Raw genomic sequence first — 23,224 nt, 5'->3', positions numbered from 1 at the left:
CCGAAGGGCGTCCTTGACGCGGCGCGCGATCGAGAAACACTCAAAGCAAGGGTCGGCGGCGAACCTGAAACGAAACCACAGTCACCAAAGCGAGCTCTCCCGAGCAAGAGAACCGTGTTGGTCTCGACACGCCTCCGCCTAGCGGCTCCGGCGGCTCGACCAGCGAAGATTTACTTCTTCCCGGCGGACTTGTCGGTGGAAGGCTGGGTGGTGGAGAGCGCGGCCACGAAGGCCTCCTGGGGGACCTCGACGCGGCCGACCATCTTCATCCGCTTCTTGCCCTCCTTCTGCTTCTCCAGCAGCTTGCGCTTACGCGAGATGTCGCCGCCGTAGCACTTGGCGAGGACGTCCTTGCGGATGGCGCGGATGGTCTCGCGGGCGATGACGCGGGCGCCGATGGCGGCCTGGATGGGCACCTCGAACTGCTGGCGCGGGATGAGCTCCTTGAGCTTGCCGGCCATCATCACGCCGTAGCCGTAGGCGGCCTCGCGGTGGACGATCGCGGAGAACGCGTCGACGGGCTCGCCCTGGAGCAGGATGTCGACCTTGACCAGGTCAGCCGCCTGGTCGCCGCTGAACTCGTAGTTCAGCGAGGCGTACCCCTTGGTCGAGGACTTGAGCTGGTCGAAGAAGTCGAAGGCGATCTCGCCCATGGGAAGGACGTAGCGCATCTCGACGCGGTCCTCGGAGAGGTAGTCCATGCCGCCGAGGGTGCCGCGCTTCTTCTGGCACAGCTCCATGATCGTGCCGATGTAGTCGGACGGCGAGAGGATCGTGGCGTTGACGACCGGCTCGCGCACCTCGCGGATCTTGCCCTCGGGGAACTCCGAGGGGTTGGTGACGATGTGCTCGGAGCCGTCCTCCATGATCACGTCGTAGACCACGTTGGGAGCCGTCGAGATGAGGTCGAGGTTGAACTCGCGCTCGAGGCGGTCGCGGGTGATCTCCATGTGCAGCAGGCCGAGGAACCCGACGCGGAAGCCGAAGCCGAGCGCGCCCGAGGTCTCCGGCTCGTACGTCAGCGCCGCGTCGTTGAGCTGGAGCTTGTCGAGCGCCTCGCGCAGCACCGGGTACTGGTCGCCGTCGATCGGGTAGAGCCCCGCGAAGACCATCGGGTTGGGGTGGGAGTAGCCGCCGAGCATCTCCTTGGCCGGGCGGTTGTTGCCGGTGACGGTGTCACCGACACGCGACTGACGTACGTCCTTCACGCCGGTGATCAGGTAGCCGGTCTCGCCGACCCCGATGTGGTCGGCCTTGACCGGCTCCGGGCTGATCACGCCGAGCTCGAGCATCTCGTGGACCGCACCGGTCGACATCATCTTGATCTTGTCGCGGTGGGTCAGCTTGCCGTCGAAGACCCGGACGTAGGTCACCACGCCGCGGTAGGTGTCGTAGACGGAGTCGAAGATCAGTGCCCGCGCCGGGGCGTCCGGGTCGCCGACCGGCGGCGGCGTCTCGGAGACGATGTGGTTGAGCAGGTCCTCGACGCCGAGCCCGGTCTTGGCCGAGACCTTGAGCACGTCCTCCGGCTCGCAGCCGACGAGGTTGGCCAGCTCCAGGGCGTACTTCTCCACGTTCGCCGAGGGCAGGTCGATCTTGTTGAGCACCGGGATGATGTGCAGGTCGGCACCCATCGCCAGGTAGAGGTTGGCCAGGGTCTGCGCCTCGATGCCCTGCGCCGCATCGACGAGCAGGATCGCCGCCTCGCACGCCTGCAGCGACCGCGACACCTCGTAGGTGAAGTCGACGTGCCCCGGGGTGTCGATCATGTTCAGCACGAACGTCTTGTCGGCGTCGTCGCCCTCGGTGACCGTCCACGGCATCCGCACGGCCTGGGACTTGATCGTGATCCCGCGCTCGCGCTCGATGTCCATCCGGTCGAGGTACTGCGCCCGCGCGGCGCGCTCGTCGACCACACCGGTCAGCTGCAGCATCCGGTCGGCCAGCGTCGACTTGCCGTGGTCGATGTGGGCGATGATGCAGAAGTTGCGGATGATCGCCGGATCAGTGGAGCCGGGCTGTGGCGCGGAGTGAGTCACAGGCTGCTTTCGTAGATGCTCTAGAACGGGGGCGGGTACGTCACCGCCTAGTGTCCCACGCTCAGTACTGATGGAACCAAAGCGGCAGCTGCACCGACTCGCCCGGGCAGGTCACGTTGCGGTCGCGGCCGTCCTCGAGCCACTGCACCATCACCGCCGCACCGCCCTGGAACATCCACTCGCCACCGCACCGCTCCAGGGCGGCAGCCCGCGATGCCTCGCCCGCCGGGCGCCACTCGGGCAGCTGCAGCTGCAGGTCGCCGACGATCGGCGTCCACAGGCCCTCGATCGAGTAGACCCCGACCCGCTTCCCAGCGTCCTGATAGCCGGCCAGGGCGCCCTTGACCACCGCCTGGTTGGCCTCGATGTCGTCGGACCACTCCCAGACCGCGACCGGCTCGACGTCGACCCAGACCGAGGGCGACTCCAGACCGGCGCGCTCCATCTGCTCGAGATTCCACACCGCCTGCTGATAGCCGACGTTGGTCAGCCGGCCGATCTCCGTGTCCGGGTCGCCGGGCCCCTCGCCGCCGTACTGACGGATCGTGGCGTCACGGGGGTAGGAGGTGACCGCATAGGCCGAGGTCATCACCTTGTTCGTCTTCGCCCACTCGACCTGCGAGGCCAGGCACGGGTTGGGGGTGAACGCCGGCCCGTTGGTGAGGCCGATGACGACGTACTCCGCCGAGTCGAGCGGCATCGGCAGCCCCAGCGTCCGACGCTCCTTGATGCCCATCCCCTCGGGACACTGCGGCCAGCTCATGTCACCGCCCTCGACGATCCCGCGATCGTCGGCGGGCGGGACGGACGGGATCTCGAGCGACTCCGGCGCGCGCGGTGGCGCGCTCCCCGACGCGTCGGGCGCCATGCTCGCGGGCATCGACGGCGAGCGGGACTCCGCCTCGGCCGGGGGCTCCCCGGCGCAGCCGACCAGCACCGGCGCCACCAGAAGCAGCAGCACAGCGGCGAACATGTTCCTTCTAGCCCACATCACCGCAGATACTGCCACCCGTATCCCAGCGGGTCACACCGGGTCATGCCTGCGCGAAGTCGTCCCCCATCACCGGCCGGATCTCGATCGGCTCCCCGAGGACCGCGACGATCCGCGAGACGATGTCGATGGCGCGCTCCTGGCTGGCCACGTCGATGACCGCGAAGCTGGCCATCACCTCCTTCAGCTCGGCGAACGGGCCGTCGGTCGCGACCGGACCGTTCTCGCCCGGCCGGACCGTGACCGACACCGCCGGGTGCCCCAGACCTTCGGTGCTGACGAGCTCGCCGCTGGCGATCAGCTCCTGCTCGAACCTCTGGTACTCCGCGAACGCCGTGAGCGCTTCCTCGGAGGCCGTCTCGGAGGGGTCCCACGCGTCGGCGGGCGTGTAGCCCAGCATCAGGTATTTCATGTCCCGAAACTAGTCTCTTCGAACATGACCGGACCAGCGGCTGTGGAGGAGCTCCTGCGGACCGAGGCGCCGTACGTCCTCAGCGCCCTGGTCCGCCGCTTCGGCCGGTTCGAGGCCGCCGAGGACGCCGTCCAGGAGGCGCTGCTGGACGCCAGCATCCAGTGGGCGCGCGACGGCGTTCCGGAGAACCCGCGTTCCTGGCTGACCAGGGTCGGCTACCGGCGGATGGTGGATCTGCTCCGCTCCGAGCAGGCGGCCCACCGCCGCGAGCTCCAGATCGGGATCGCCGAGGTGGTCACGCCTGCCGGTCCGGCGGCGGAGACCGACGACAGCCTGGCGCTGTTGCTGCTGTGCTGTCATCCGGCGCTGTCGCGGACCGGGCAGGTGGCGCTCACGCTGCGCGCCGTGGGCGGGCTGACGACGGCCGAGATCGCCCATGCGTACGGCGTCCCCGAGAACACCATGGGCACCCGGATCAGTCGGGCGAAGCAGACGCTGCGCAAGGCCGGCGCCCGGTTCACGCCGCCCGGAGAGACCGAACGCGCGGATCGGATCGGCGCCGCGCTCGAGGTGCTGTACCTCGTCTTCAACGAGGGCTACACCGCCACCGCCGGCGCCGAGCTGGGACGGGTCGACTTGGCGCACGAGTCGATCCGGCTGACCCGGATGCTCGCCCGGATCGCTCCGGGCGAGCCCGAGGTCGCCGGCCTGCTGGCGCTGATGCTGCTCACCGAGGCACGGCGGCCGGCCCGCACCGACCCCTACCTCGGCCTGGTGCCGCTGGCCGAGCAGGACCGCTCCCGGTGGGATCGCGCGCTGATCGAGGAGGGGCTGGCCGTACTGGAGGAGGTGTGGGGCGCCGGTGATCCGGGCCCGTTCCGGCTCCAGGCGGCGATCGCCGCGGTGCATGCCCACGCGACGTCGGCCGCGGACACCGACTGGCACGAGATCCTCGGCCTCTACCTCCTGCTGGAACGTACGCTGCCGACCGCACCGGTCCGCCTGGGCCGCGTCGTCGCGGCGGCTCACGCGTTCGGCCCGGTGGTGGGCCTGCAGCTGCTGGACGAACTCGACGCCGAGCACGGCCTCGCCGGCGATCCACTGACCGCGCAGCGGGTCCTGGCGGTGCGTGCGCACCTGCTGGACCAGCGGCGCGACCCGTCCGCCGCCGCCCAGTTCCGAGCGGCTGCGGAGCTGACCGCCAACGAGGCCGAGCGCGACTACCTGCTCCGGCGCGCGGATCAGGCCCGCGTCATCGTCGACTCGTAGCCGCCCTGGCCGGCGTAGTCCCACTCGCCGGTCATCACGTCGCCGGTCTGGTCGAAGGTGCCGACGAACTTCACCGGTGACCCCTTCTCCCCGCCCCAGATGGTGAGCTGGTCACCGTCGAGCTCGTAGACGTAGTCGAGGGTGGCGCCGGTGTTGTCGTAGTAGCGCGAGTGCACGTCCGCGCTCGGCTCCTCACCGAAGGGGCGCAGGTTGCCGATCACCTCGATCCCGGTCGTGACCTGGCCGAACTGCTCCAGGCGTACGTCCTGCAGCAGGAAGTAGCCGCCTTCCATCCAGCGGTAGGTCACCTCGCCTTCTGCCCCGCCGGTCACCTTCCAGGTGCCGATCAGCCGGTCCAGGGCGCGGACGCCGGGGCTCGGTGCGGGCAGTGCGGGCATGGCGTACTCGTCGTTCATGATGTCGCTCCTCGTGTGCGGCCGGCTTCTCCGGCCTTCACCCCTCTCTCGGAGCTCGCCCGAGGATCTCGACATCCGGGTGAAAGAAACTTTTCTTTCACCCGGGGACGGCACCCTTCGCGTACGTGTTCACCGACACGACCCGCGGAACTCACCGGTCGTTCCGCCGGGATCGGCAGGTTTGGTCCATGACCCCACTCAACCGCCGCTCCGTCCTCGGCCTCGGTGCCGCCGCCGGTGCCGGACTCGTCATCCCCACGACCGCGGCGACCGCCCACGCCGCCCCCGCCTCCGCCCCCGCCTTCGTCCGCGGCAACCGACCGACCCTCACCCACGGAGTCCAGTCCGGCGACGTCGGCGCCCGCGGCGGCATCCTGTGGAGCCGCGCGGACAAGGCCTCGCGCCTGGTCGCGGAGATCTCGGCCGACGAGTCCTTCCGCCGCGCCCGCCCGGTCAACGGTCCGGTGGTGACTGCGAGGAGCGACTTCACCGGGGAGCTGAAGGTCAACGGCCTCGAGGCGGGGCGCGACTACTTCTACCGGATCCGTGCCGTCGACGCCGCCGACCCGCGCCGCGGCAGCGCCTGGGAGCTGGGCCGACTGCGTACCGCACCGGCACGCCGCCAGGACATCCGGTTCCTGTGGTCCGGCGACATCGCCGGGCAGGGCTGGGGCGCCAACCCCGACTTCGGTGGCTTCCGGATCGCACCCGCGATGGCGGCGCGCGAGGCCGACTTCTTCCTGAGCTCCGGCGACAACGTCTACGCCGACGGCCCGCTCACCTCGACCGTGACCCTCCCCGACGGCCGGATCTGGAACAACATCGTCACCGAGGAGAAGGACAAGGTCGCCGAGACGCTGACCGAGTTCCGCGGGCAGTACGCCTACAACCTGCTCGCCGACAACTGGCGCGCCTTCCTCGCCCAGACGCCGATCGTGGCGCAGTGGGACGACCACGAGGTCACCAACAACTGGTACCCCGGCGAGATCCTCCCCGACGACGGCCGCTACACCGAGCGCCGCGTGGACGTCCTCGCGGCCCGCGCCAAGCAGGCCTTCCACGAGTACATCCCCGTCGGCGACGCCTCCCCCGACCCCGACGGCCGGATCTACCGCAAGCTCTCCTACGGACCGCTGATGGACCTCTTCGTCCTCGACATGCGCACCCACAAGGACGCCAACACGACCAACGCCGAGACGAGCGCCGACGGCGGTGTCCTCGGCGAGCGCCAGACCCGCTGGCTGCTGCGCGAGCTCGCCGCCTCCCGCGCCACCTGGAAGGTCATCGCCGCCGACCTGCCGATCGGCCTGGTCGTCCCCGACGGCACCCTGCAGGAGGGCCTCGCCCAGGGCGACGCCGGTGCCCCGCTCGGCCGCGAGCTCGACATCGCCAAGGTCCTGACCGGGCTCAAGCGCCTCGGCATCCGCAACCACGTCTGGCTGACCGCCGACGTCCACTACACGGCCGCCCACTCCTACTCCCCCGACCGGGCGGCGTACCAGGACTTCGACCCGTTCTGGGAGTTCGTCTCCGGCCCGCTCAACGCCGGCGCCTTCGGCCCGAACAAGCTGGACCCCACCTTCGGTCCGACCGCCGAGTTCGTGGCCGCTCCCCCGGCGGCCAACGCCTCGCCCGCCGACGGCTTCCAGTTCTTCGGCGAGGTCGAGATCGACGCACGTACGCAGCAGCTCACCGTTACCCTCCGGGACATCGACGGCGGTGCTCTTTTTACGAAGACGCTGGACCCGAGTTTCCGTTAGGGTCTCCGGGCTAGGGCGTGCCTCAGCGAGGACACGCCCTAGCCGTCTCCCGTTCGGGCCCAGGAGGACCAGCAGACCATGAGCGAAATTCATGTCGTCCCCAAGGACATGAAGGCATCCATCGGCATCGCCACGGACGCCGAGAGCGCCGTACGCAAAGCCGATTCCGCCGGCCATCTGACCAAGGCGGGCGCTGCGGTCCCCGGGGCGGAGTCGGTCGGCTACATGTCCGATCTCGGCAACCGCTGGACCGATGAGACCAAGGCCGCGGCCGACAGCTCGCAGAAGCTCGCCGCGGAGATGCAGAAGGCGCTCAACGAGTTCGAGGCCGCCGACGCCGCGGCCGGCCAGAAGGGCGGAAAGGTCATGGGCCCCAACTGATGGCGATCACGTTCGGCCAGGTCAAGACCTGGAAGGCCGCGCCGCTCGGTGACGCCGGCGACGGGCTCAAGGCCGACCTCCGCAAGCTGGAGACCAGCCGCGACGAGCTCGAGGCCAACGGCGTGGCCAAGTCCTGGACCGGCGCCGCCGCCGACGCGGCCAGGGGCCACCGGGACAGCCTGGTCACACAGCTGAGCGGCCACATCACCGGCAAGCAGCAGATGCAGAAGGCGCTCTATGCCGCCGAACCCGAGGTCGAGGCAATCGAGCGTCTCGTCCAGGGCATCCTGGACCGGGCCAAGACCCAGGAGTTCACCGTCGGCGACGACGGCTCGGTGACCAGCACCGCCACGCCGCCCACCTTCCACAACCGCTACGAGGCGGAGGAGTGGGGCAACAGCCGCCAGACCATCGCCCAGGAGCTCGCCGACGACATCACCGACACCCTCGCCAAGGCGGCCGGCGTGGACCAGATCCTCACCGACGGCATCCCGACCGGCACCGACAAGGATCTCGATCACACCCGTGACGAGCGCGGCATGGCGTCCCCCGAGACCGCCGAGCGGTGGGCGCAGCTCACCGATGCCGAGCGCAAGGCGATCATCGACCAGAAGATCGAGGAGCTCGCCGAGGAGTACGGCGTCGATGTCGAGGACATCGTCTGGGACGCGCAGGGCAGCACCAACGGCTACTGGAGCGAGGACGACCACACCGTGCACCTCAATCCGGGCAATGTCGACAATCCCGACATCCTGCACACCGTGGCTCACGAGATGCGCCATGCCCGGCAGTACGAGGCGATCGACGACAACAACGACTTCCAGTTCTGGTGGGAGGACGACCCCTTCGACATGCACGAGGAGGACGGCATCACCGAGAAGCAGGCCGAGGAGTGGGAAGACAACTTCGACGACTACAAGAGCACGGACAACGGCGACACCTACGAGGAGTACTACAACCAGCCCGTCGAGGCCGATGCCCGCAAGTCCGGCCGCGAATACCTCGACAACCTGACGCCCGCTGAGCTCGACCGCCTCCTGAAGGAGTCGAAATGACGACGTACGCCGATCTGGTCACCGCCTACCTCGACGACCCCGGTCCCGAGACGCTGGCACCGCTGCGCCGCGCGGTCCGCAACTCCGCCAACTTCACCGTCGACCTCGACCTGCGTGCGGTCGACAAGCTGCTCGCCGAGGGCGCCTACGCCGAGGCCGCGACCGCGCTGCGGGCCCTCATGCCTGGCGCGATCTTCAGCCCGTCGGCCCACCTGCGGCTGGCGACCGCGCTGGAGCGCTCCGGTGAGGAGCGCTCCGCGGCCCGCGAGCGTCAGGTGGCCAGCGCCGCGCTGCGGAGCATCCGGGCGACCGGCGACGGCACCGAGGAGCACCCCTGGACGGTGCTGCGGATCAGCGACGAGTACGACCTGCTCCGCGCCCTCAACAAGGTGCCCGGCCGCCAGGATCTTCTGGAGGCCGACGGTCGGCGTATCGACCGCCACACCTGCACCGACGGGACCTTCGCTCACTTCGACGCGACCGCCCTCGTCTGATGGCGATCACGTTCGGCCAGGTCAAGACCTGGAAGGCAGCGCCGCTCGGTGACGCCGGCGACGGGCTGAAGGCCGACCTCCGCAACCTGGAGACCAGCCGCGACGAGCTCGAGGCCAACGGCGTGGCCAAGTCCTGGACCGGCGCCGCCGCCGACGCCGCCCGAGGCCACCGCGACACCCTGGTCAAGGACCTCGGCAGCCACATCACCGCCAAGCAGGGGATGCAGAAGGCGCTCTACACCGCCGAGCCCGAGGTCGAGGCCATCGAGCGCCTCGTCCAGGGCATCCTGGACCGGGCCAAGACCCAGGAGTTCACCGTCGGCGACGACGGCTCGGTGACCAGCACCGCCACCCCACCGACGTTCAAGAGCCGTTTCGAGGCGGAGGAGTGGGGCAACAGCCGCCAGACCATCGCCCAGGAGCTCGCCGACGAGATCGAGAAGGCCCTCGCCAAGGCGGTCGGCGTCGACGCCATCCTCGCGCGCGGCCTGCCGACCGGGATCGACGAGCAGGGCGACGAGTACGGCAGAATCGACCCGGCCATCGCGGAGAAGTGGGAGACGCTCAGTATCGAGGAGCGCAAGGCCGTGCTGGAGGAGATGGTCAAGAAGATCGCCGCGGAGAGCGGCGTCGACATGCCCACCATCGACTGGAGCGACCTGGGCAACGACACCTGGGACGACGGCAGCATCACCTACGGCTACTGGAACGACGAAGAGCCCACGATGGCGCTCAACCCCAACGTGCTCGACGATCCCGGCCAGCTGATCAACACCGTCGCCCACGAGGTCCGTCACGGCCGCCAGCACGAGGCCATCGACGACAAGAACGACTGGCAGTTCTGGTGGGAGGACGACCCGTTCGACGAGCACAAGGCCGACGGGATCACCGAGCAACAGGCCGAGGAGTGGGAGGAGAACTTCGACGACTACAAGAGCACCGACAACGGCGCCACGTTCGACGAGTACTACAACCAGCCCGTCGAGAAGGATGCCCGCAACGCCGGCCGCGACTACCTGAACAACCTCACCGAGGAGGAGTTCAACCGGATCCTGGAGGAGTCGCGATGACGACGTACGCCGATCTGGTCACCGCCTACCTCGACGATCCCGGCCCCGAGACGCTCGGGCCGCTTCGCCGCGCGGTCCGCGGCTCGGCAGGCTTCACCCCCGACCTCGACCTCGACTCGGTCGACAGGCTGCTCGCCGCGGGGTCGTACGCCGCAACCGCCGCCGAGCTGAAGCGGGCCATGCCGGGGGCGATCTTCAGCCCCTCGGCGCATCTGCGGATGGCCACCGCGCTGGCGGGATCCGGGGATGATCGGGCCGCGGCGCGCGAGCGCCAGGTCGCGCGGGCCGCGCTGCGCAGCATCCGCTCCACCGGCGACGGCAGCGAGCAACATCCGTGGTCGGTGCTGCGTATCAACGACGAGTACGACATGCTCCGAGCACTCGACAAGGTCCGCGACCGCCAGGACCTCGTCGAGACCGGAGGCCGTCGACTCGACCGCCTCACCTGCACCGACGGCACCGTCGTCCACTTCGACGCCACCTCGTTCGCCTGATCCCGAGAAGGACCGATGAAACCCCGAACGTACGTCCTCAGCGTCCCGATCGTCGGCGTGCTCGCCGCCGCGCTCCTGGCCGGGTGCGCCGGCGACCCCGACCGGGACGGCTGCGACATCTCCTCGCTCGGGACGACCCCGATCAGCCTGGCCGCCGCGGTCATGCCGAGCCGGCTCGTGGCCGGCTCGCTGGCCACCGACGGGCAGCAGATCGTGGCCAGCTGCACCGACGGCACCTGCCGCTGGGGCGCCGCCGGCGGTGCGTACGAGACGGTCTCCGAGACCGGCTATGCAGCCATCACCTCCGACCTCACGCTGGTCGCGAGGAAGGTCGGCTGCTCGGACATCGCGCTGGTCGAGGTCGACGGCGACGAGGAGGTCCAGCGGCTCGAAGGTCTGCCGAACCCGAAGGTCACCGACGCGAGCCCGGTCGGCGAGATCGCGTTCAGCCCCGACGGTCGGCTCGTGGCCGGCGCCGGGCTCGAGGGTGACCTGATCATCTGGTCGGTCGAGGACGGCGACGAGGTGGCGAGCACCGATCTCGACAACGGGATCGGATCGATCTCGTTCAGCCCCGACGGCGACCTGGTGGCGGTTGCCTCCGGCGACAGCGTCTCGGTCCTCGAGGCCGAGTCGGGCGACGAGGTCGGCACCGTCGCGGCCGCGGGCGGCGCCGACCCGGTCTGGAGCCCGGACGGGCGCTGGATCGCCGGGGTGACCACCAGCGGATCTCCCACCATCTGGGACGCCAAGACGTTCAAGGCGGTGGAGAGCCTCCCCGGTTTCGACGCCGCCGCGATCGCGTTCTCTCCGGACTCTCGCTCGCTCGCCGCAGCGGGCAACGGTGGCGACGGCCCGCAGATCGATGAGACCCGGCTGCAGCTCTGGGCGCCCAGAGCGCTTGGCGGTGCAGGCGCGACCCGTGACGTCACCCGAACTGCGCCCGTAGGGTCGAACGTCATCTTCAGCCCCGACGGCACGACCCTCTACACCGCCTCGCCCGAGGCCGGCGTGGCCGCCTGGGACGTGGACACCGGCAAGACCGCCGGGGAGTTCGACCAGCCACCGATGTCTCAGTAGCGCGTCCGGGGCGGCGTACACAAGGATGTTCGTCGTGACCGCGATCCCGACGAACATCCCGCACGGACAGACCGCCCGCCGCCTCGAGTGGGCACATCTGCCCCCGTTCCTGCGGTCCTCGATCGAGAAGCGGCTCGGCGGCGGGTCCGTGGTCTCGGCGGAGTCACAGGGCGCCGGGTTCACGCCGGGGTTCGCCTCAGTGCTGACCTGCCAGGACGGCTCCCAGCACTTCGTGAAGGCGGCCTCCGCGAAGGCCCAACGCGACTCCGCGGCGCTCTACCGCGAGGAGGCCGCGAAGCTGAAGAAGCTCGCCGGTTGGGTCCCCGCCCCGAAGCTGAAGTGGTTCGACGACGGCGAGTGGGTCGTCCTGGCCTTCGAGCACGTCGAGGCGCGGCTGCCCTCGAGGCCGTGGACCGCCGCCGATCTCGAGCTCGTCGCGCAGGCGCTGGTCGAGACCGCCGCCGCGCTCACCCCCGCACCGGGCATGGGCTGGCCGACCTTCGCCGAGGAGCACGCCGCCTACCCGGGGCTGTGGGACCGGGTAGGCGGCTACCCGCATGCCGACCAGGCGGCCTCCCTGGCCGCGGGTTTCGCGGAGCACACCGCCGGCGAGACGCTGGTCCATCTGGACGTACGCGACGACACCGTCCGCATCCGACCCGACGGTGGCGTCCTGCTGGTCGAGTGGACCTGGCCGGTCCTCGGCGCCGCGTGGATCGACTCGCTCCTGCTGCTGGTCGGGCCGCGCGGCGACGGCCTCGACGCCGAGTCGTTCCTGGCCACCCATCCGCTGCTGTCGCAGGCCGCACCGGAGGCCATCGACTCCGTGCTGGCCCTCTTCGCCGGCTACTTCCTGGCCGCCGCCGACCAGCCGGTCAAGACGACCTCGCCCCACCTCCGCAGGATGCAGCGGTGGCAGGGCGAGGTGTGTCTGGACTGGCTGGCTGAGCGCCAGGGCTGGGACCAGGAGGCTCAGGATCCGGCGTAGAACGCGTCGATCCGCGCCTGCTCCTTCGCCTCGACGACGTTGCGCTTCACCTTCAGCGACGGGGTCAGCTCACCGCCCTCGACGGTCAGGTCGTGCTCGAGGATCTCCCACTTCTTGATGGTCTCCCAGCGGTTGAGGCTCGCGTTGAGCTCGTCGACGTAGCCGCCGATCAGCTCGCGGACCTGCGGCGAGGTGACGATCTCCTCGTAGGACTTCCCCTCCAGCCCGTTGGCCGCGCCCCAGGCGCCGATCGCCTCGGGGTCGAGCGCGATCAGCGCGCTGACGAAGTTGCGGTTGGCACCGAAGACGAGGAACTGGCTGGTGTAGGGGCACAGCGCGGCGAACTTCGACTCGATCGCCGGCGGCGCGACGTACTTGCCGCCCGAGGTCTTGAAGAGCTCCTTGATCCGGCCGGTGATGGTGATGTAACCCTCTTCGTCGATCGAGGCCTTGTCACCGGTGTGGTACCAGCCCTCGGCGTCGAGCGCCTTGGCGGTCTCCTCGGGCAGGTTGTGGTAGCCCGGCATCACGTGCGGGCCGCGGATGAGCAGCTCGTCGTTCTCGCCGATCTTCACCTCGCTGCCCGGGAACGCCTTGCCGACGGTGCCGAGCTTGTTCTCCGTCAGAGTGCCGACGGCCGCGCCCGCGGCGTTCTCCGTCGAGCCGTAGCCCTCCATGATCAGGATCCCGGCGGCGCGGAACCACTCGGCGATGTCGCGGTTGAGCGGGGCGGAGCCGGAGATGAAGAAACGTACGCGCCCACCGAACCGGTCACGGACCTTGCCGAGCACGAGCTTGTCGAGCACCGCGTGCTTGAGAGCCATGGTGGTCGGCACGGACTTGCCCTCGCGCTGCAGCCGGTCGCGGGCGATGCCGTTGGCGAAGGCGGCGTCGAAGAGCTTCTTCTTCACGCCACCGTCGTTCTCGACCATCATCGTGATCTTGGCGTGGACCTTCTCGAAGATGCGCGGGGCCGCGCCCATGAAGGTCGGCTTCACGATCGCCAGGTTGTCGACGATCTTGTCCATCCGGCCGTCGATCGCGGTCGGGAAGCCGCAGGCGATCTGGATCGAGAGCAGCACCTTGCCGAACACGTGGGACATCGGCAGCCACAGGAACTGCAGGTCGTCGGGGCCGAGCACGTCGCCCTGCACCCGGACGGCCTCGCCCTCGTAGACCCACGCGCGGTGGAGCAGGCGCACGCCCTTCGGCCGGCCGGTGGTGCCCGAGGTGTAGACCAGCGTGGCCAGGTGGTCCGGGGTGATCTTGGCGGCGGTCTCCTCGATCACGTCCGGGTGGTCGGCGAGGTACTTGTCGCCGATCGCGGCCAGGTCGTCCAGGCCGATGACCCGCTCACCGTCGGTGGCCCCGTCGAAGGTGATGACCTTGACGATCTCGGGCAGGTCGGCGGCCTTCTCGGCGATCTTGGCGAGCTGGCCGTCGTCCTCGGCGAAGACGAAGCGGCACCCGGCGTCGCCGAGGATGTAGGCGGTGTCCTCGACGTTGGTCGTCGGGTAGACCGTCGTGGTGGCGCCGCCGGCGAGCATCACCGCGAGGTCGGCGATGATCCACTCGTAGCGGGTGGTCGAGGCGATGCCGACCCGCTGCTCGAGCTCGAGGCCGAGCGAGACCAGGCCCGCGGCGAGGCGGCTGGCCAGGTCGCTGGCCTCCTTCCAGGTCAGCGACTTCCACTCCTCCCCGCCTGCATCGGTCGTCGAGCCGACCACGGGATAGCGGAACGCCTCCGCATTCGGGGTGGCCTTGACCCGGTTGAGGAAGTGAAGGGCGAAGTTCGCCGGCATCTCGTCGAGGAATGCGAGATCGGTCGCGGACTGGGTCGGCATGATTCTCCTGGCCTGCAGTGTGTGCGTGGGGGTGAACGGTGGGCGGTAAGCACGAGAGGGACCGCGCGGGGGACCCTAGACGCTGGAGCCGAGCCGCAACAGGGGGTTCCGCCGGAAATCTCGTGACCGAGATCACGACAGCCTACCCCGGAGTAGCTAGGTGAGGTACGGCGATTTGAGGCCAAACCACGCGAGTCTGTAATCTTGACCGCAAGCGTGTTCGCGTAGGCCTCTCCCCTCTCATTTCCCCGAGGGGCCGGATTGAGAGCTCGCACCACCACACGTCGAAGCACTGGAGATCATTCACCCATGGCGAACATCAAGTCGCAGATCAAGCGCAACAAGCAGAACGAGAAGGCGCACGAGCGCAACAAGGCCGTCAAGAGCGAGCTCAAGACCGTCATCCGCAAGTTCCACGCCGCCGCCGAGGCCGGCGAGAAGGATGCTGCGGTCGAGACCGCCAAGGTCGCCACCAAGAAGCTCGACAAGGCCGTCTCCAAGGGCGTCATCCACAAGAACCAGGCCGCCAACCGCAAGTCGGCGATCGCCAAGAAGGCTTCCTCCCTCTGAGGTAAGCCCCACCGAAGCCCCCGTCCTCCGCGACGGGGGCTTTCGCATTTGCCGAGAAGTCACGTACGTCGGTCGAGACGTCACTTGCGTCGGCCGAGGTGTCGCTCGCGCTGGTCGAGACGTCACGTACGTCGGCCGAGAAGGCATCTCACTGCCGTCTCGGCCGACCGGGGTGACGCCTCGGCCGACCGGGGTGACGCCTCGGCGGGGTCAGCGCTGGCGGAGGGCGGCGATGGTGAGGACGAGACGCTCAAGCGTGTACGCCGGGTCGCTGGCGGCACCCTTGAGGTCGGCGTCGGCTCGGGCGACCGAGCGGAGGGCCTCGCCGATGCCTTCGCGGGACCATCCGCGGGCCAGGCCGGCGATGGACTTCTGCTTCCAGGGCGGGGTGCCGCTGTCTCGGATGCCGGCGACGTGGTTGGCGACGGTGCGCAGCTGGCCGGCCACGGCGGAGAGGACGTAGACCGGGGAGGAGCCGGTGTCGAGGGCCCAGCGGATCTCCTCGAGGGCCTTGACCCGGTCTCCGGAGATGATCGCATCAGCGATCACGTAGTTCTTCACCTCGGCGCGGCCGCCGAAGTACTGCTTCACGTGCTCGAGGCCCAGTCGCTTCGCCTCGTTGTCGTTGGCGAGCTGACTCGCCGCGGCGGACAGGGCGCGGAGATCCTGGCCGACGGCCTGGATCAGGAACTCGGCGCCCTCCTCGTCGAGGGTCGCTCCGTGCAGCCGCAGCTCGGCCTTCACGAAGCTGCCGAATTCGCGCCCCTTCAGCTCGACGGACTTGTGCTCGGTCACCTTCGGGAGCTTGCGGAGCTTGGCGAGGGTGCCGCTGCCCTTCTGCCCACCGCCGTGGACGAGGACGAGCGCTACCTCCTCCGACGGCATCCCGGCATACTCCACCAGGCCCGCGACCGACTCGTCTGGCAGGTTCTCCAGGTTGCGCACCACCACGCAGCGGATGCTCGAGAAGAGCGACGGTGCGCTCAGCTCGCCGAGCGTCGCCAGCGTCAGGTCGGCGGCGGTTGCCTCGGAGACCTCCGCCTCGGCGTCGTAGGCCTTGACCGCGGCCTTCGCCGACGCGACCGTACGTTCCCCCAGGAACTCCTCCTTGCCGGTCACCAGCGTCACCCGACCCATGACGTCGGCGGCAGACAGGTTGCCGGTGGGACTCGGAGCGGAGGCGGTGCGTGCCATGCTCAAACCCTCCCACACAGCACCGACATCCGAGCCTTGCCCGGCGCTTGCGCCGGGCAAACGGGAGGAGGTCGAGCGAGCGCAGCGGCTGAGCCTGCGAAGCCGTGAAGCGGGTCGAGACACTATCGCGTCACCACGGCCACCTCACCTCCCGACTCGACGACCGCGACCGAGCCGTCGCGATCGGTGCGGTAGACCTCGGTGCCGCTCTCCTCGAGCCCCTCGACCGTGGCTGTGGCGGGATGGCCGTAGTCGTTGCCGGCACCGACCGAAGTGAGCGCGACCTGCGCCCGCAGCGTACGCAGCCAGTCGAGGTCCTGGTAGCGAGAGCCGTGGTGGGGCACCTTGAGCACGTCGATGTCGAGCTCGGCCAGGTCGTCGGCGAGCTGGTCCTGTCCCTCCGGCTCGATGTCGCCGGTCAGCAGCAGACGCAGGCCGCGGGACTCGACGAGGAGGACCACGCTCGCGTCGTTGGCGGTGGAGCCGTCCCCGGGGCCGCGGGTGTCGGACTCGCTCGTCGGCCAGAGCACCTGGATCCGCACCTCGCCGATGGTGGTCGTGGCCGCGTAGGGAGCCGGGACCGGGACCACCCCGGCCGCACCGGCGGCCTCCCCGAGAACCCGCACGCCCTCGGGCGGGTCCTGGAGCCGTGAGGTCCACAGCTCACGGACCTGCCGACCGGCGAAGACGCCCTCGACGCCGTTGACGTGGTCGGCGTGGAAGTGGGTGATCACGGCGAGCGGAACCTCCTCGATCTCGAGGCGGTCGAGACAGTCGTCGACGAGGTCCGGATCGGGGCCGGCGTCCACGACGACGGCGCTGCCCGACCCGGTGCGCACCACCAGGGCGTCTCCTTGTCCCACGTCGCACATCACGAGCACCCACCCCGGCGGCGGCCAGTCCGGGCTCGGCAGCCGCACCAGCGCGACCGCGAGCAGCACCAGGCACCCGGCCACGCCGGTGACCGGGTGCCGCAGGATCCGAGGCGCCAGGAAGGCGATCGCGGCACAGAGGACCACTAGCGCCGCCAGAGCGGGCGGCCCGGTCGCCCAGCCGACCTCCGCGGTCGGCAGCCCGGCACCGAAGCGAGCCACCGCGATGATCCAGGCGACGCACCAGGTCGCGATCGTGCCGGCGACCATGCCGAGCGGATCCCAGACCAGCCCGAGCAGACCTCCCAGGAGCCCAAGCACCGTCGCGGGAGCGACAGCGGGCTCGACGAGCAGGTTGGCGAGCACTGCGACGAGGCTGACCTGGCCGGAGATGGCGGCGACCACCGGAGTGCATGCCAGCTGCGCCGCGGCCGGGACCGCGATCGCCTCCGCGCACCACTGCGGCATCCACCGCCTCAGGGCGTCGCGCCACGGCGGCCCGAAGAGCAGGATGCCGGCCGTTGCCAGGACCGAGAGGGTGAACCCGATCGACCTCGCCAGTCCCGGGTCGATCAGCAGCAGCCCGATCACCGCCGCACCGAGCCCGCGCAGCGCTCGCTGGCGTCCGTTGTGCGTCATCGCCAGAAGCCCGACCGCACCCATCGCGGCGGCCCGCACCACGCTCGGCTCGGTGCGGGCGAGCACGATGAACCCGAGGATGCCGAGTACGCCGACGGCGTACAGCCCTCTCCCCCGCACCCCGGCCCAGCGGGCCACGATGAGCAGAAACCCCACCACCAGGGTCAGGTTGGTGCCCGAGACCGCGAGCAGGTGGGTGAGTCCGGTCGTGCGGAAGTCGTCCGCGAGGTCGTCGGAGAGGCCTGTGTCGTCGCCGTCGACCAGCGCCGGGACCAGCGCTGCCTGGTCGGGCGGCCGGTGTGCCACCGCGTCCCGGATCGAGCCACGCAGCGTCTCGGAGGCTCGCCACCAGAACCCCGGACCGGAGACGACCCGCGGCTCACCGGCGATCAGCAGAGCTGACTCCTCGTGCGAGTCGCTCCTCGCCAGGCGTCCGTTCGTCGACACCGTCGCCCCCAGCGGGATGTCCGCCCAGGCGTCGTCGCCGAGCACGACCACCGGCGTACGCAGGCGGTAGACCACCCCACGGCCCCTGATCTCCCGCACGCTGGCGCGCCGGAGCTGGTACGTCGCGTGCTGACCGCGTACCTCCTTCGGGTCGGTCGTGACCGTGGCGATCACCCGCACCTGCGCCTCGCGCTCGGCCAGGTCCGCCACCGGGTTGTCGCTGACCCGGGCCGCGTGCAGGCCCGCGACGACCGCGGTCCCAGCGATCATCAGCACCAGCGCCAGCGCCGTCGGGCGACGCTGCCGAACGGCCCATCCACCGCCGATGCCGACGACGACAGCGAGCACCACCAGCAGAACCACCCCGGACCGTCCGCCGGCCACCACGACCGGCCCGGCCAACGCCCCCGCCCACGCACCGGCCCCGAGAAACGGCAGTCGCAGGTCCTTCACAACGTCACCAGCGGTGCCAACGTGTCGTAGGTCTTCGGCCCGATCCCGTCGACCTCGAGCAGCTCGTCGACGGAGGTGAACGCGCCGTTGGTGGTGCGCCAGTCGATGATCGCCTGCGCCGTCACCGGTCCCACCCCGGGCAACGTCTCCAGCTCCTCCATGGAGGCGGTGTTGAGGCTCACCCCCGCCCCGGGCGCACCAGCCGCCGGGGCACCGGAGCCGGGCACCGCGACACCTCCCCCGTTCGGCGCCCCCACGACGATGTGCTGACCGTCGCTGAGCACCGCAGCGAGGTTGAGCCCGGCAAGCTGCTTGTGGGAGGCCCCACCGGCAGCCTCGACGGCATCCACCACCCGCGAGCCCACCGGCAGCACGACGATGCCGGGCTTGGGCACCTTGCCCTCCACGTCGACCGTCACCGTCCCGGCCGATGCTCCGCCCGACGGCGCAGCGCCCACGCTCCCGGGCGCGGCCGAGCCGGTCGGCAGCGCGACCAGCGGGGAGGCCGAGGGCGAGGCGCGGGCGGCCGGCACCACCTCCGGATCGGCGCGGATCATCCACCAGCACGCCACCGCCAGACCGACGACCAGCACCAGCGTGACGACGACGAGATGCCAGGGACCGAGGCTGACCTTCCCACGCAACGGCTCCGGAAGCACCGCGTCGGGCGAGATCACCACCTGACGCCGAGACGCGTGGCGTCCCGGGACCGGCACCAACGGATCCAGCTCCGCGGTGTCGGTCGCTCTCGGCCCGTCCCACCACGGCGGCTGCCAGTCCTCCTCGCCCTCGTCCTCCTCCCCCGGCGGGTCGATCTCGGCGCGCAGCTGCTCCAGCCGCCGGGCGACGGCATCGGCGTGATCAGAGGTCGGTCGGGTCCGCATGACGCCGAAGCTATGCGCCCGCGCCGACACTTCCGAGCGCGTTCTCAGCGCCTGTGGAGAACCCGATCCTCAACCGTCCCTGTGGACGGCAACCGGCCCAGAATCAGGCCCAGAATCAGGCCCAGAATCAGAGCCGAGGCCCCACGACGACCGCCACGCACCCCGGCCCGACATGCGCACCGAGCACCGCACCCAGCTCCCCGACACGTACGTCGCCGTTGATCTTGCCGTCCAGCTCCCCACATAGCCCCGAGGCCATCGCACCGGCCCGGTCCGGGCTGCCCAGATGGGCGACGACGACCTCGACCCCGTCGACGTCCTCACCGGCCTCGACCCCGAGCGCCTGCAGCCGCGCGATCGCCCGCTCAGCGGTACGCACCCGCTCGTGCGGCACGACCCGCCCGTCCTCGATCGTGAGCAGCGGCTTGACCGCCAGCGCAGTCCCGAGCAGGGCCGCCGCGGCCCCGATCCGCCCGCCGCGGCGCAGATACTCGAGCGTGTCGACGTAGAAGTAGGAACGTGTCGCGGCAACCCGCGCCAGCGCGGCCTCGCGCGCCTCGGCAGCACTCCCGCCGCGACCGGCGACCTCAGCAGCGGCCAGCACCGCGAACCCGACCCCGGGCCCGACCAGCCGCGTGTCGACCGTGACGACCGGCACCGGAACCTCGCGCGCCGCGAGCATCGAGGACTCGCACGTCGCGCTCAGCTCCGCCGAGAGGTGGATGGAGACGATCTCGTCGAAGCCCTGCGCCGCGAGCTTCGCGTAGGCCTCCGCCAGCAGTGCCGGCGAGGGCCGTGAGGTCGTCACCGTCTTGTGCGCCGCCAACGCCGTCAGCAGCGCTTCGGGCGAGGTCTCCTCGACCCCGTCGTCGTACGACGTCCCATCCACGATCACCTGCAACGGCACCGATGTGATCAGCTCCGCGGCATCCCCGAGATCGGATGGAAGCATCGCGGTCGAGTCGGTCACGATCGCTACCCGGGCCATGTCAGAAGCCTACAGATCGAGCCATCGCGTCGACAGCGCGAGCCGAGCCGATCAGACGACGATGTTGACCAGCTTCGGCGCGCGGACGATGACCTTGCGCACGCTCTGGCCCTCGATCGCGGCCGCGATCGTCGGGTCGGCCAGCGCAGCGGCCTCCAGGTCGGCCTCGGAGATCGAGGGCGAGACCTCCAGGCGCGCACGCACCTTGCCCTTGATCTGCACGACGGCGGTCACCACGTCCTCCACGAGCAGCTCGGGCAGAGGCGTCGGCCACGCGACCCGCGCGACCGTCGGCTCGTGCCCGAGACGCTCCCACATCTCCTCGGCGGTGTACGGCGCGACCAGCGAGAGCAGGATCGCGACCGTCTCCGCAGCCTCACGTACGGCAGGATCGGCCGGACCACAACCCGAGTCGATCGCCTTCCGGGTCGCGTTGACCAGCTCCATCACGCGGGCCACGACCACGTTGAACCGGTAGGACTCGATCAGCTGCTCGGCCTCGGCGATGGTCTTGTGGGTCGTACGCCGCAGCGCCACGTCCCCACCAGACAGATCCACACCCGGCGAAGACGTCACGTCCCCGGCCAGACGCCAGGCCCGCTGCAGGAACTTCACCGAACCCGCCGGCGAGACGTCGGCCCAGTCGATGTTGTCCTCCGGCGGGGAGGCGAAGACCAGGGTCAGCCGGGTCGCGTCGACGCCGAACTCCTCCAGCACGTCCGACAGGTTCACGCCGTTGCCCAGCGACTTCGACATCTTCTTGCCGCCGTTGATCACCTTGCCCTGCGACAGGTAGGCCGAGAACGGCTCGTCCCAGTCGATCAGGCCGATGTCGCGCAGCGCCTTGGTGAAGAAGCGGGCGTACATCAGGTGCAGCACGGCATGCTCGTCGCCGCCCAGGTAGAAGTCGACCGGACCCCACTCGCTGGCCAGCTCGGAGGAGAACGCCTGGGTCTCGTCCGTCGGCGACAGGTAGCGCAGGAAGTACCACGACGAGTCCACGAAGGTGTCCATCGTGTCCGAGTCGCGCGTGGCCGGGCCGCCACACTTCGGGCACGACACGTTGACCCACTCCGAGGCCGCCGCCAGCGGCGAGACACCCTTCGGCTTCAGGTCGGCTCCGGCCAGATCGGGCAGCTGCACCGGCAGCTGGTCGTCCGGCACCGCCACCTCACCGTCGACCGGGCAGTGCACGATCGGGATCGGCGCGCCCCAGTAGCGCTGCCGCGACAGCAGCCAGTCGCGCAGCCGGTAGTTGATCGTGCCCTTGCCGTGGCCCTCGGCCTCCAGCTTCTCGATGATCTTGTGGATGCCGCTCGCCTTGTCGGCCACGCCCTCCAGCTCCGGGGAGTTCACGTACGCACCGTCACCCGCGGTCGCGACGTACGTCTCCTCGGGGTTGTCCGCGCCCGGCACGTCCACGACGCGGCGCACCGGCAGCGAGAACGCCTTGGCGAAGTCCAGGTCGCGCTGGTCGTGGGCCGGAACGGCCATCACCGCGCCGGTGCCGTAGTCGGCCAGCACGTAGTCGGCCGCCCAGACCGGGATCTGCTCGCCGTTGACGGGGTTGGTCGCGGTCACGCCCAGGTCGACACCGGTCTTGGGACGGTCGGTCGCCAGCCGGTCGATGTCGGAGGCCTTGCGTACGTCCTCCAGGTAGCCCTCCAGCGCAGCGGCCTGCTCCGGAGCCACGATCTCCTTGGCCAGGTCGGCATCGGCGGCGACGACCATGAAGGTCGCGCCGTACAGCGTGTCGGGACGGGTCGTGAAGACCGTCACCGTCCGCTTCTCGCCAGAGGTCAGCGAGATCTCGAAGTCGACGTGCGCGCCCTCGGACCGGCCGATCCAGTTGCGCTGCATGTTGACGACCTTGCCGATCCAGGTGTCCTGCAGCTGGTCCAGGCCGTTGTACAGCTCCTCCGCATAGGCAGTCGTGCGGAAGTACCACTGCGTCAGGTCACGCTTGGTGACCACCGCGCCGCAACGCTCGCACTCGCCGTTGACGACCTGCTCGTTGGCCAGCACGGTCTGGTCGTTGGGGCACCAGTTGACCGGGGACTTCTTGCGGTAGGCCAGGCCCGCCTCGTACAGCTTCAGGAAGATCCACTGCGTCCACTTGTAGTACTCCGGGTCGGAGGTGTGCAGACGGCGCGACCAGTCGAAGGAGATGCCGTAGCGCTTGAACGACTCCGCCTGGGTCTCGATGTTGGCGTAGGTCCAGCCGGCGGGGTTCTCGTTGCGCTTGATCGCGGCGTTCTCGGCGGGCAGGCCGAAGGAGTCCCAGCCGATCGGGTTCAGGACGTCGTAGCCCTTCAGCCACCAGTAGCGGGCCAACACGTCGTGCAGGGCGGTCACCTCGGCGTGACCCATGTGCAGGTCGCCGGAGGGGTAGGGGAACATCGTGAGCGCGTAGCGCTTCTCGGCCCCCTCGCGCTGGCCCGCCTTGAACGGCTCCAGCTTCTCCCAGATGGGGCGCCACTTGTCCTGCAGCTCGGTGACGTCGTACGTCGCCTGCTCGGCCTGCTCCTGCGTCATTGGTCTTTCGTCCTTGTCGAGTGTCGTGCGTCAAGACTGCTTCTGGAACGATCCCCACAAATAAGAAGGGCCCCTCACATGGAGGGGTAGCCGCGTGACCGGGGTGTGTCCCTCAGGGTCAGCGCGGCTGCCTAAGAAGCAGGACAGACATCTGCATGTGTCCAGGGTAGCCGACCGCCGCCGCCATCGTCATTCGCAGTCCGCCATACTCCCGCGCCCGGCGCCGATGACAGGGTCGAAATCCTCTAGAAAGGCACTTTCGATACCTCATGAGTTCCGCCCTGCAGATCGACCGACAGAAAATACCGCCGGAGGGGCCTTCACCTATTGCGACGGCGTATCTGAGCGT

At 69.8% G+C, this 23,224-nt stretch carries 20 protein-coding genes; 10 read left to right on the top strand and 10 right to left on the bottom strand.

The window, feature by feature from the left end; genetic code table 11:
- Nucleotides 1-170: 170 nt before the first annotated feature.
- From lepA to BLT25_RS17445, 3 genes are all read right to left on the bottom strand, one after another.
- Nucleotides 171-2,039, bottom strand: a complete 1,869-nt coding sequence (gene lepA / locus BLT25_RS17455; RefSeq protein ID WP_091048464.1) for a translation elongation factor 4 — start codon at nt 2,037-2,039, stop codon at nt 171-173.
- 61 nt (nt 2,040-2,100) lie between these two features.
- The gene (locus tag BLT25_RS17450) at nt 2,101-3,012 is read right to left on the bottom strand and encodes a glycoside hydrolase family 25 domain-containing protein (RefSeq protein WP_256328643.1); all 912 of its coding nucleotides are present in this window, start codon (nt 3,010-3,012) and stop codon (nt 2,101-2,103) included.
- Nucleotides 3,013-3,073: 61 nt separating this feature from the next.
- Entirely contained in the window at nt 3,074-3,442 is a 369-nt protein-coding gene (locus BLT25_RS17445) for a YciI family protein (protein ID WP_091048460.1), read from the bottom strand.
- A 24-nt stretch (nt 3,443-3,466) separates the two neighbouring features.
- Here BLT25_RS17445 and BLT25_RS17440 point away from each other — a divergent pair, with 24 nt between their 5' ends.
- Nucleotides 3,467-4,711: an RNA polymerase sigma factor gene (locus tag BLT25_RS17440; RefSeq protein WP_091048458.1), complete on the top strand. Its 1,245-nt coding sequence runs from the start codon at nt 3,467-3,469 to the stop codon at nt 4,709-4,711.
- On the opposite strand, the gene BLT25_RS17435 is transcribed toward BLT25_RS17440, so the two are convergent.
- Nucleotides 4,684-5,127 carry a hypothetical protein gene (locus tag BLT25_RS17435; RefSeq protein ID WP_091048455.1) on the bottom strand — a complete coding sequence of 148 codons (444 nt, stop codon included), beginning with the start codon at nt 5,125-5,127 and terminating at the stop codon, nt 4,684-4,686. The genes BLT25_RS17440 and BLT25_RS17435 overlap by 28 nt on opposite strands.
- A 188-nt stretch (nt 5,128-5,315) precedes the next feature.
- Between BLT25_RS17435 and BLT25_RS17430 the strand changes: the two genes are divergently transcribed.
- The 8 genes from BLT25_RS17430 (at nt 5,316) to BLT25_RS17395 (ending at nt 12,449) form a co-directional block, all read left to right on the top strand.
- Nucleotides 5,316-6,887 (top strand): alkaline phosphatase D family protein, encoded by a 1,572-nt coding sequence (locus tag BLT25_RS17430; protein ID WP_091048452.1) that lies wholly within the window; start codon nt 5,316-5,318, stop codon nt 6,885-6,887.
- Between the two features lie 78 nt (nt 6,888-6,965).
- Nucleotides 6,966-7,268, top strand: coding sequence for a hypothetical protein (locus BLT25_RS17425; RefSeq protein ID WP_143033782.1), 303 nt, complete (start codon nt 6,966-6,968; stop codon nt 7,266-7,268).
- Complete coding sequence (locus BLT25_RS17420; RefSeq protein WP_091048447.1) at nt 7,268-8,323, top strand: hypothetical protein; 1,056 nt, start codon at nt 7,268-7,270, stop codon at nt 8,321-8,323. Before BLT25_RS17425 ends, BLT25_RS17420 begins: the two co-directional genes overlap by 1 nt.
- Nucleotides 8,320-8,817: a DUF4919 domain-containing protein gene (locus tag BLT25_RS17415; protein WP_091048445.1), complete on the top strand. Its 498-nt coding sequence runs from the start codon at nt 8,320-8,322 to the stop codon at nt 8,815-8,817. Before BLT25_RS17420 ends, BLT25_RS17415 begins: the two co-directional genes overlap by 4 nt.
- Nucleotides 8,817-9,887, top strand: coding sequence for a hypothetical protein (locus tag BLT25_RS17410; protein WP_091048443.1), 1,071 nt, complete (start codon nt 8,817-8,819; stop codon nt 9,885-9,887). The genes BLT25_RS17415 and BLT25_RS17410 overlap by 1 nt, the downstream gene beginning before the upstream one ends.
- A complete protein-coding gene (locus BLT25_RS17405) occupies nt 9,884-10,381 on the top strand; it encodes a DUF4919 domain-containing protein (RefSeq protein WP_091048440.1) in 498 nt (165 codons plus the stop codon). The genes BLT25_RS17410 and BLT25_RS17405 overlap by 4 nt, the downstream gene beginning before the upstream one ends.
- Nucleotides 10,382-10,396: 15 nt before the next feature.
- A complete protein-coding gene (locus BLT25_RS17400) occupies nt 10,397-11,461 on the top strand; it encodes a WD40 repeat domain-containing protein (protein ID WP_091048438.1) in 1,065 nt (354 codons plus the stop codon).
- 34 nt (nt 11,462-11,495) lie between these two features.
- Nucleotides 11,496-12,449 carry a protein kinase family protein gene (locus tag BLT25_RS17395; protein WP_091048435.1) on the top strand — a complete coding sequence of 318 codons (954 nt, stop codon included), beginning with the start codon at nt 11,496-11,498 and terminating at the stop codon, nt 12,447-12,449.
- Here the strand turns inward: BLT25_RS17395 and BLT25_RS17390 are convergent.
- A complete protein-coding gene (locus tag BLT25_RS17390) occupies nt 12,434-14,293 on the bottom strand; it encodes an AMP-dependent synthetase/ligase (protein WP_091048434.1) in 1,860 nt (619 codons plus the stop codon). The genes BLT25_RS17395 and BLT25_RS17390 overlap by 16 nt on opposite strands.
- A 309-nt stretch (nt 14,294-14,602) precedes the next feature.
- Here BLT25_RS17390 and rpsT point away from each other — a divergent pair, with 309 nt between their 5' ends.
- Nucleotides 14,603-14,863 carry a 30S ribosomal protein S20 gene (gene rpsT / locus BLT25_RS17385; protein WP_091048431.1) on the top strand — a complete coding sequence of 87 codons (261 nt, stop codon included), beginning with the start codon at nt 14,603-14,605 and terminating at the stop codon, nt 14,861-14,863.
- Between the two features lie 210 nt (nt 14,864-15,073).
- Here the strand turns inward: rpsT and holA are convergent, their stop codons facing one another.
- From holA to leuS, 5 genes are all read right to left on the bottom strand, one after another.
- Nucleotides 15,074-16,057: a DNA polymerase III subunit delta gene (gene holA / locus BLT25_RS17380; RefSeq protein ID WP_091048429.1), complete on the bottom strand. Its 984-nt coding sequence runs from the start codon at nt 16,055-16,057 to the stop codon at nt 15,074-15,076.
- A 122-nt stretch (nt 16,058-16,179) separates the two neighbouring features.
- Entirely contained in the window at nt 16,180-18,468 is a 2,289-nt protein-coding gene (locus BLT25_RS17375) for a ComEC/Rec2 family competence protein (protein WP_091048427.1), read from the bottom strand.
- Nucleotides 18,465-19,352 (bottom strand): helix-hairpin-helix domain-containing protein, encoded by an 888-nt coding sequence (locus BLT25_RS30220; protein WP_091048424.1) that lies wholly within the window; start codon nt 19,350-19,352, stop codon nt 18,465-18,467. Before BLT25_RS30220 ends, BLT25_RS17375 begins: the two co-directional genes overlap by 4 nt.
- A gap of 127 nt (nt 19,353-19,479) precedes the next feature.
- Nucleotides 19,480-20,340, bottom strand: a complete 861-nt coding sequence (locus BLT25_RS17365) for a DegV family protein (RefSeq protein ID WP_091048422.1) — start codon at nt 20,338-20,340, stop codon at nt 19,480-19,482.
- A 51-nt stretch (nt 20,341-20,391) separates the two neighbouring features.
- Complete coding sequence (gene leuS / locus BLT25_RS17360) at nt 20,392-22,875, bottom strand: leucine--tRNA ligase (RefSeq protein WP_091048419.1); 2,484 nt, start codon at nt 22,873-22,875, stop codon at nt 20,392-20,394.
- Nucleotides 22,876-23,224 lie beyond the last annotated feature (349 nt).

Source organism: Nocardioides sp. YR527 (genome assembly GCF_900101045.1).
Lineage (GTDB): Bacteria > Actinomycetota > Actinomycetes > Propionibacteriales > Nocardioidaceae > Nocardioides.
Note: the sequence above shows the minus strand (reverse complement) of the source record. Positions and strands in the feature narration are given on the sequence as shown.

Coding starts and splice junctions, on each gene's coding strand:
- BLT25_RS17405 (WP_091048440.1), top strand. CDS start 9,884: ATGACGACGTACGCCGATCTGGTCACCGCCTACCTCGACGATCCCGGC.
- BLT25_RS17450 (WP_256328643.1), bottom strand. CDS start 3,012: ATGTTCGCCGCTGTGCTGCTGCTTCTGGTGGCGCCGGTGCTGGTCGGC.
- BLT25_RS17420 (WP_091048447.1), top strand. CDS start 7,268: ATGGCGATCACGTTCGGCCAGGTCAAGACCTGGAAGGCCGCGCCGCTC.
- BLT25_RS17410 (WP_091048443.1), top strand. CDS start 8,817: ATGGCGATCACGTTCGGCCAGGTCAAGACCTGGAAGGCAGCGCCGCTC.
- holA (WP_091048429.1), bottom strand. CDS start 16,057: ATGGCACGCACCGCCTCCGCTCCGAGTCCCACCGGCAACCTGTCTGCC.
- BLT25_RS17365 (WP_091048422.1), bottom strand. CDS start 20,340: ATGGCCCGGGTAGCGATCGTGACCGACTCGACCGCGATGCTTCCATCC.
- BLT25_RS30220 (WP_091048424.1), bottom strand. CDS start 19,352: ATGCGGACCCGACCGACCTCTGATCACGCCGATGCCGTCGCCCGGCGG.
- BLT25_RS17435 (WP_091048455.1), bottom strand. CDS start 5,127: ATGAACGACGAGTACGCCATGCCCGCACTGCCCGCACCGAGCCCCGGC.
- rpsT (WP_091048431.1), top strand. CDS start 14,603: ATGGCGAACATCAAGTCGCAGATCAAGCGCAACAAGCAGAACGAGAAG.
- BLT25_RS17430 (WP_091048452.1), top strand. CDS start 5,316: ATGACCCCACTCAACCGCCGCTCCGTCCTCGGCCTCGGTGCCGCCGCC.
- BLT25_RS17390 (WP_091048434.1), bottom strand. CDS start 14,293: ATGCCGACCCAGTCCGCGACCGATCTCGCATTCCTCGACGAGATGCCG.
- leuS (WP_091048419.1), bottom strand. CDS start 22,875: ATGACGCAGGAGCAGGCCGAGCAGGCGACGTACGACGTCACCGAGCTG.
- BLT25_RS17445 (WP_091048460.1), bottom strand. CDS start 3,442: ATGAAATACCTGATGCTGGGCTACACGCCCGCCGACGCGTGGGACCCC.
- BLT25_RS17400 (WP_091048438.1), top strand. CDS start 10,397: ATGAAACCCCGAACGTACGTCCTCAGCGTCCCGATCGTCGGCGTGCTC.
- BLT25_RS17425 (WP_143033782.1), top strand. CDS start 6,966: ATGAGCGAAATTCATGTCGTCCCCAAGGACATGAAGGCATCCATCGGC.
- BLT25_RS17440 (WP_091048458.1), top strand. CDS start 3,467: ATGACCGGACCAGCGGCTGTGGAGGAGCTCCTGCGGACCGAGGCGCCG.
- BLT25_RS17415 (WP_091048445.1), top strand. CDS start 8,320: ATGACGACGTACGCCGATCTGGTCACCGCCTACCTCGACGACCCCGGT.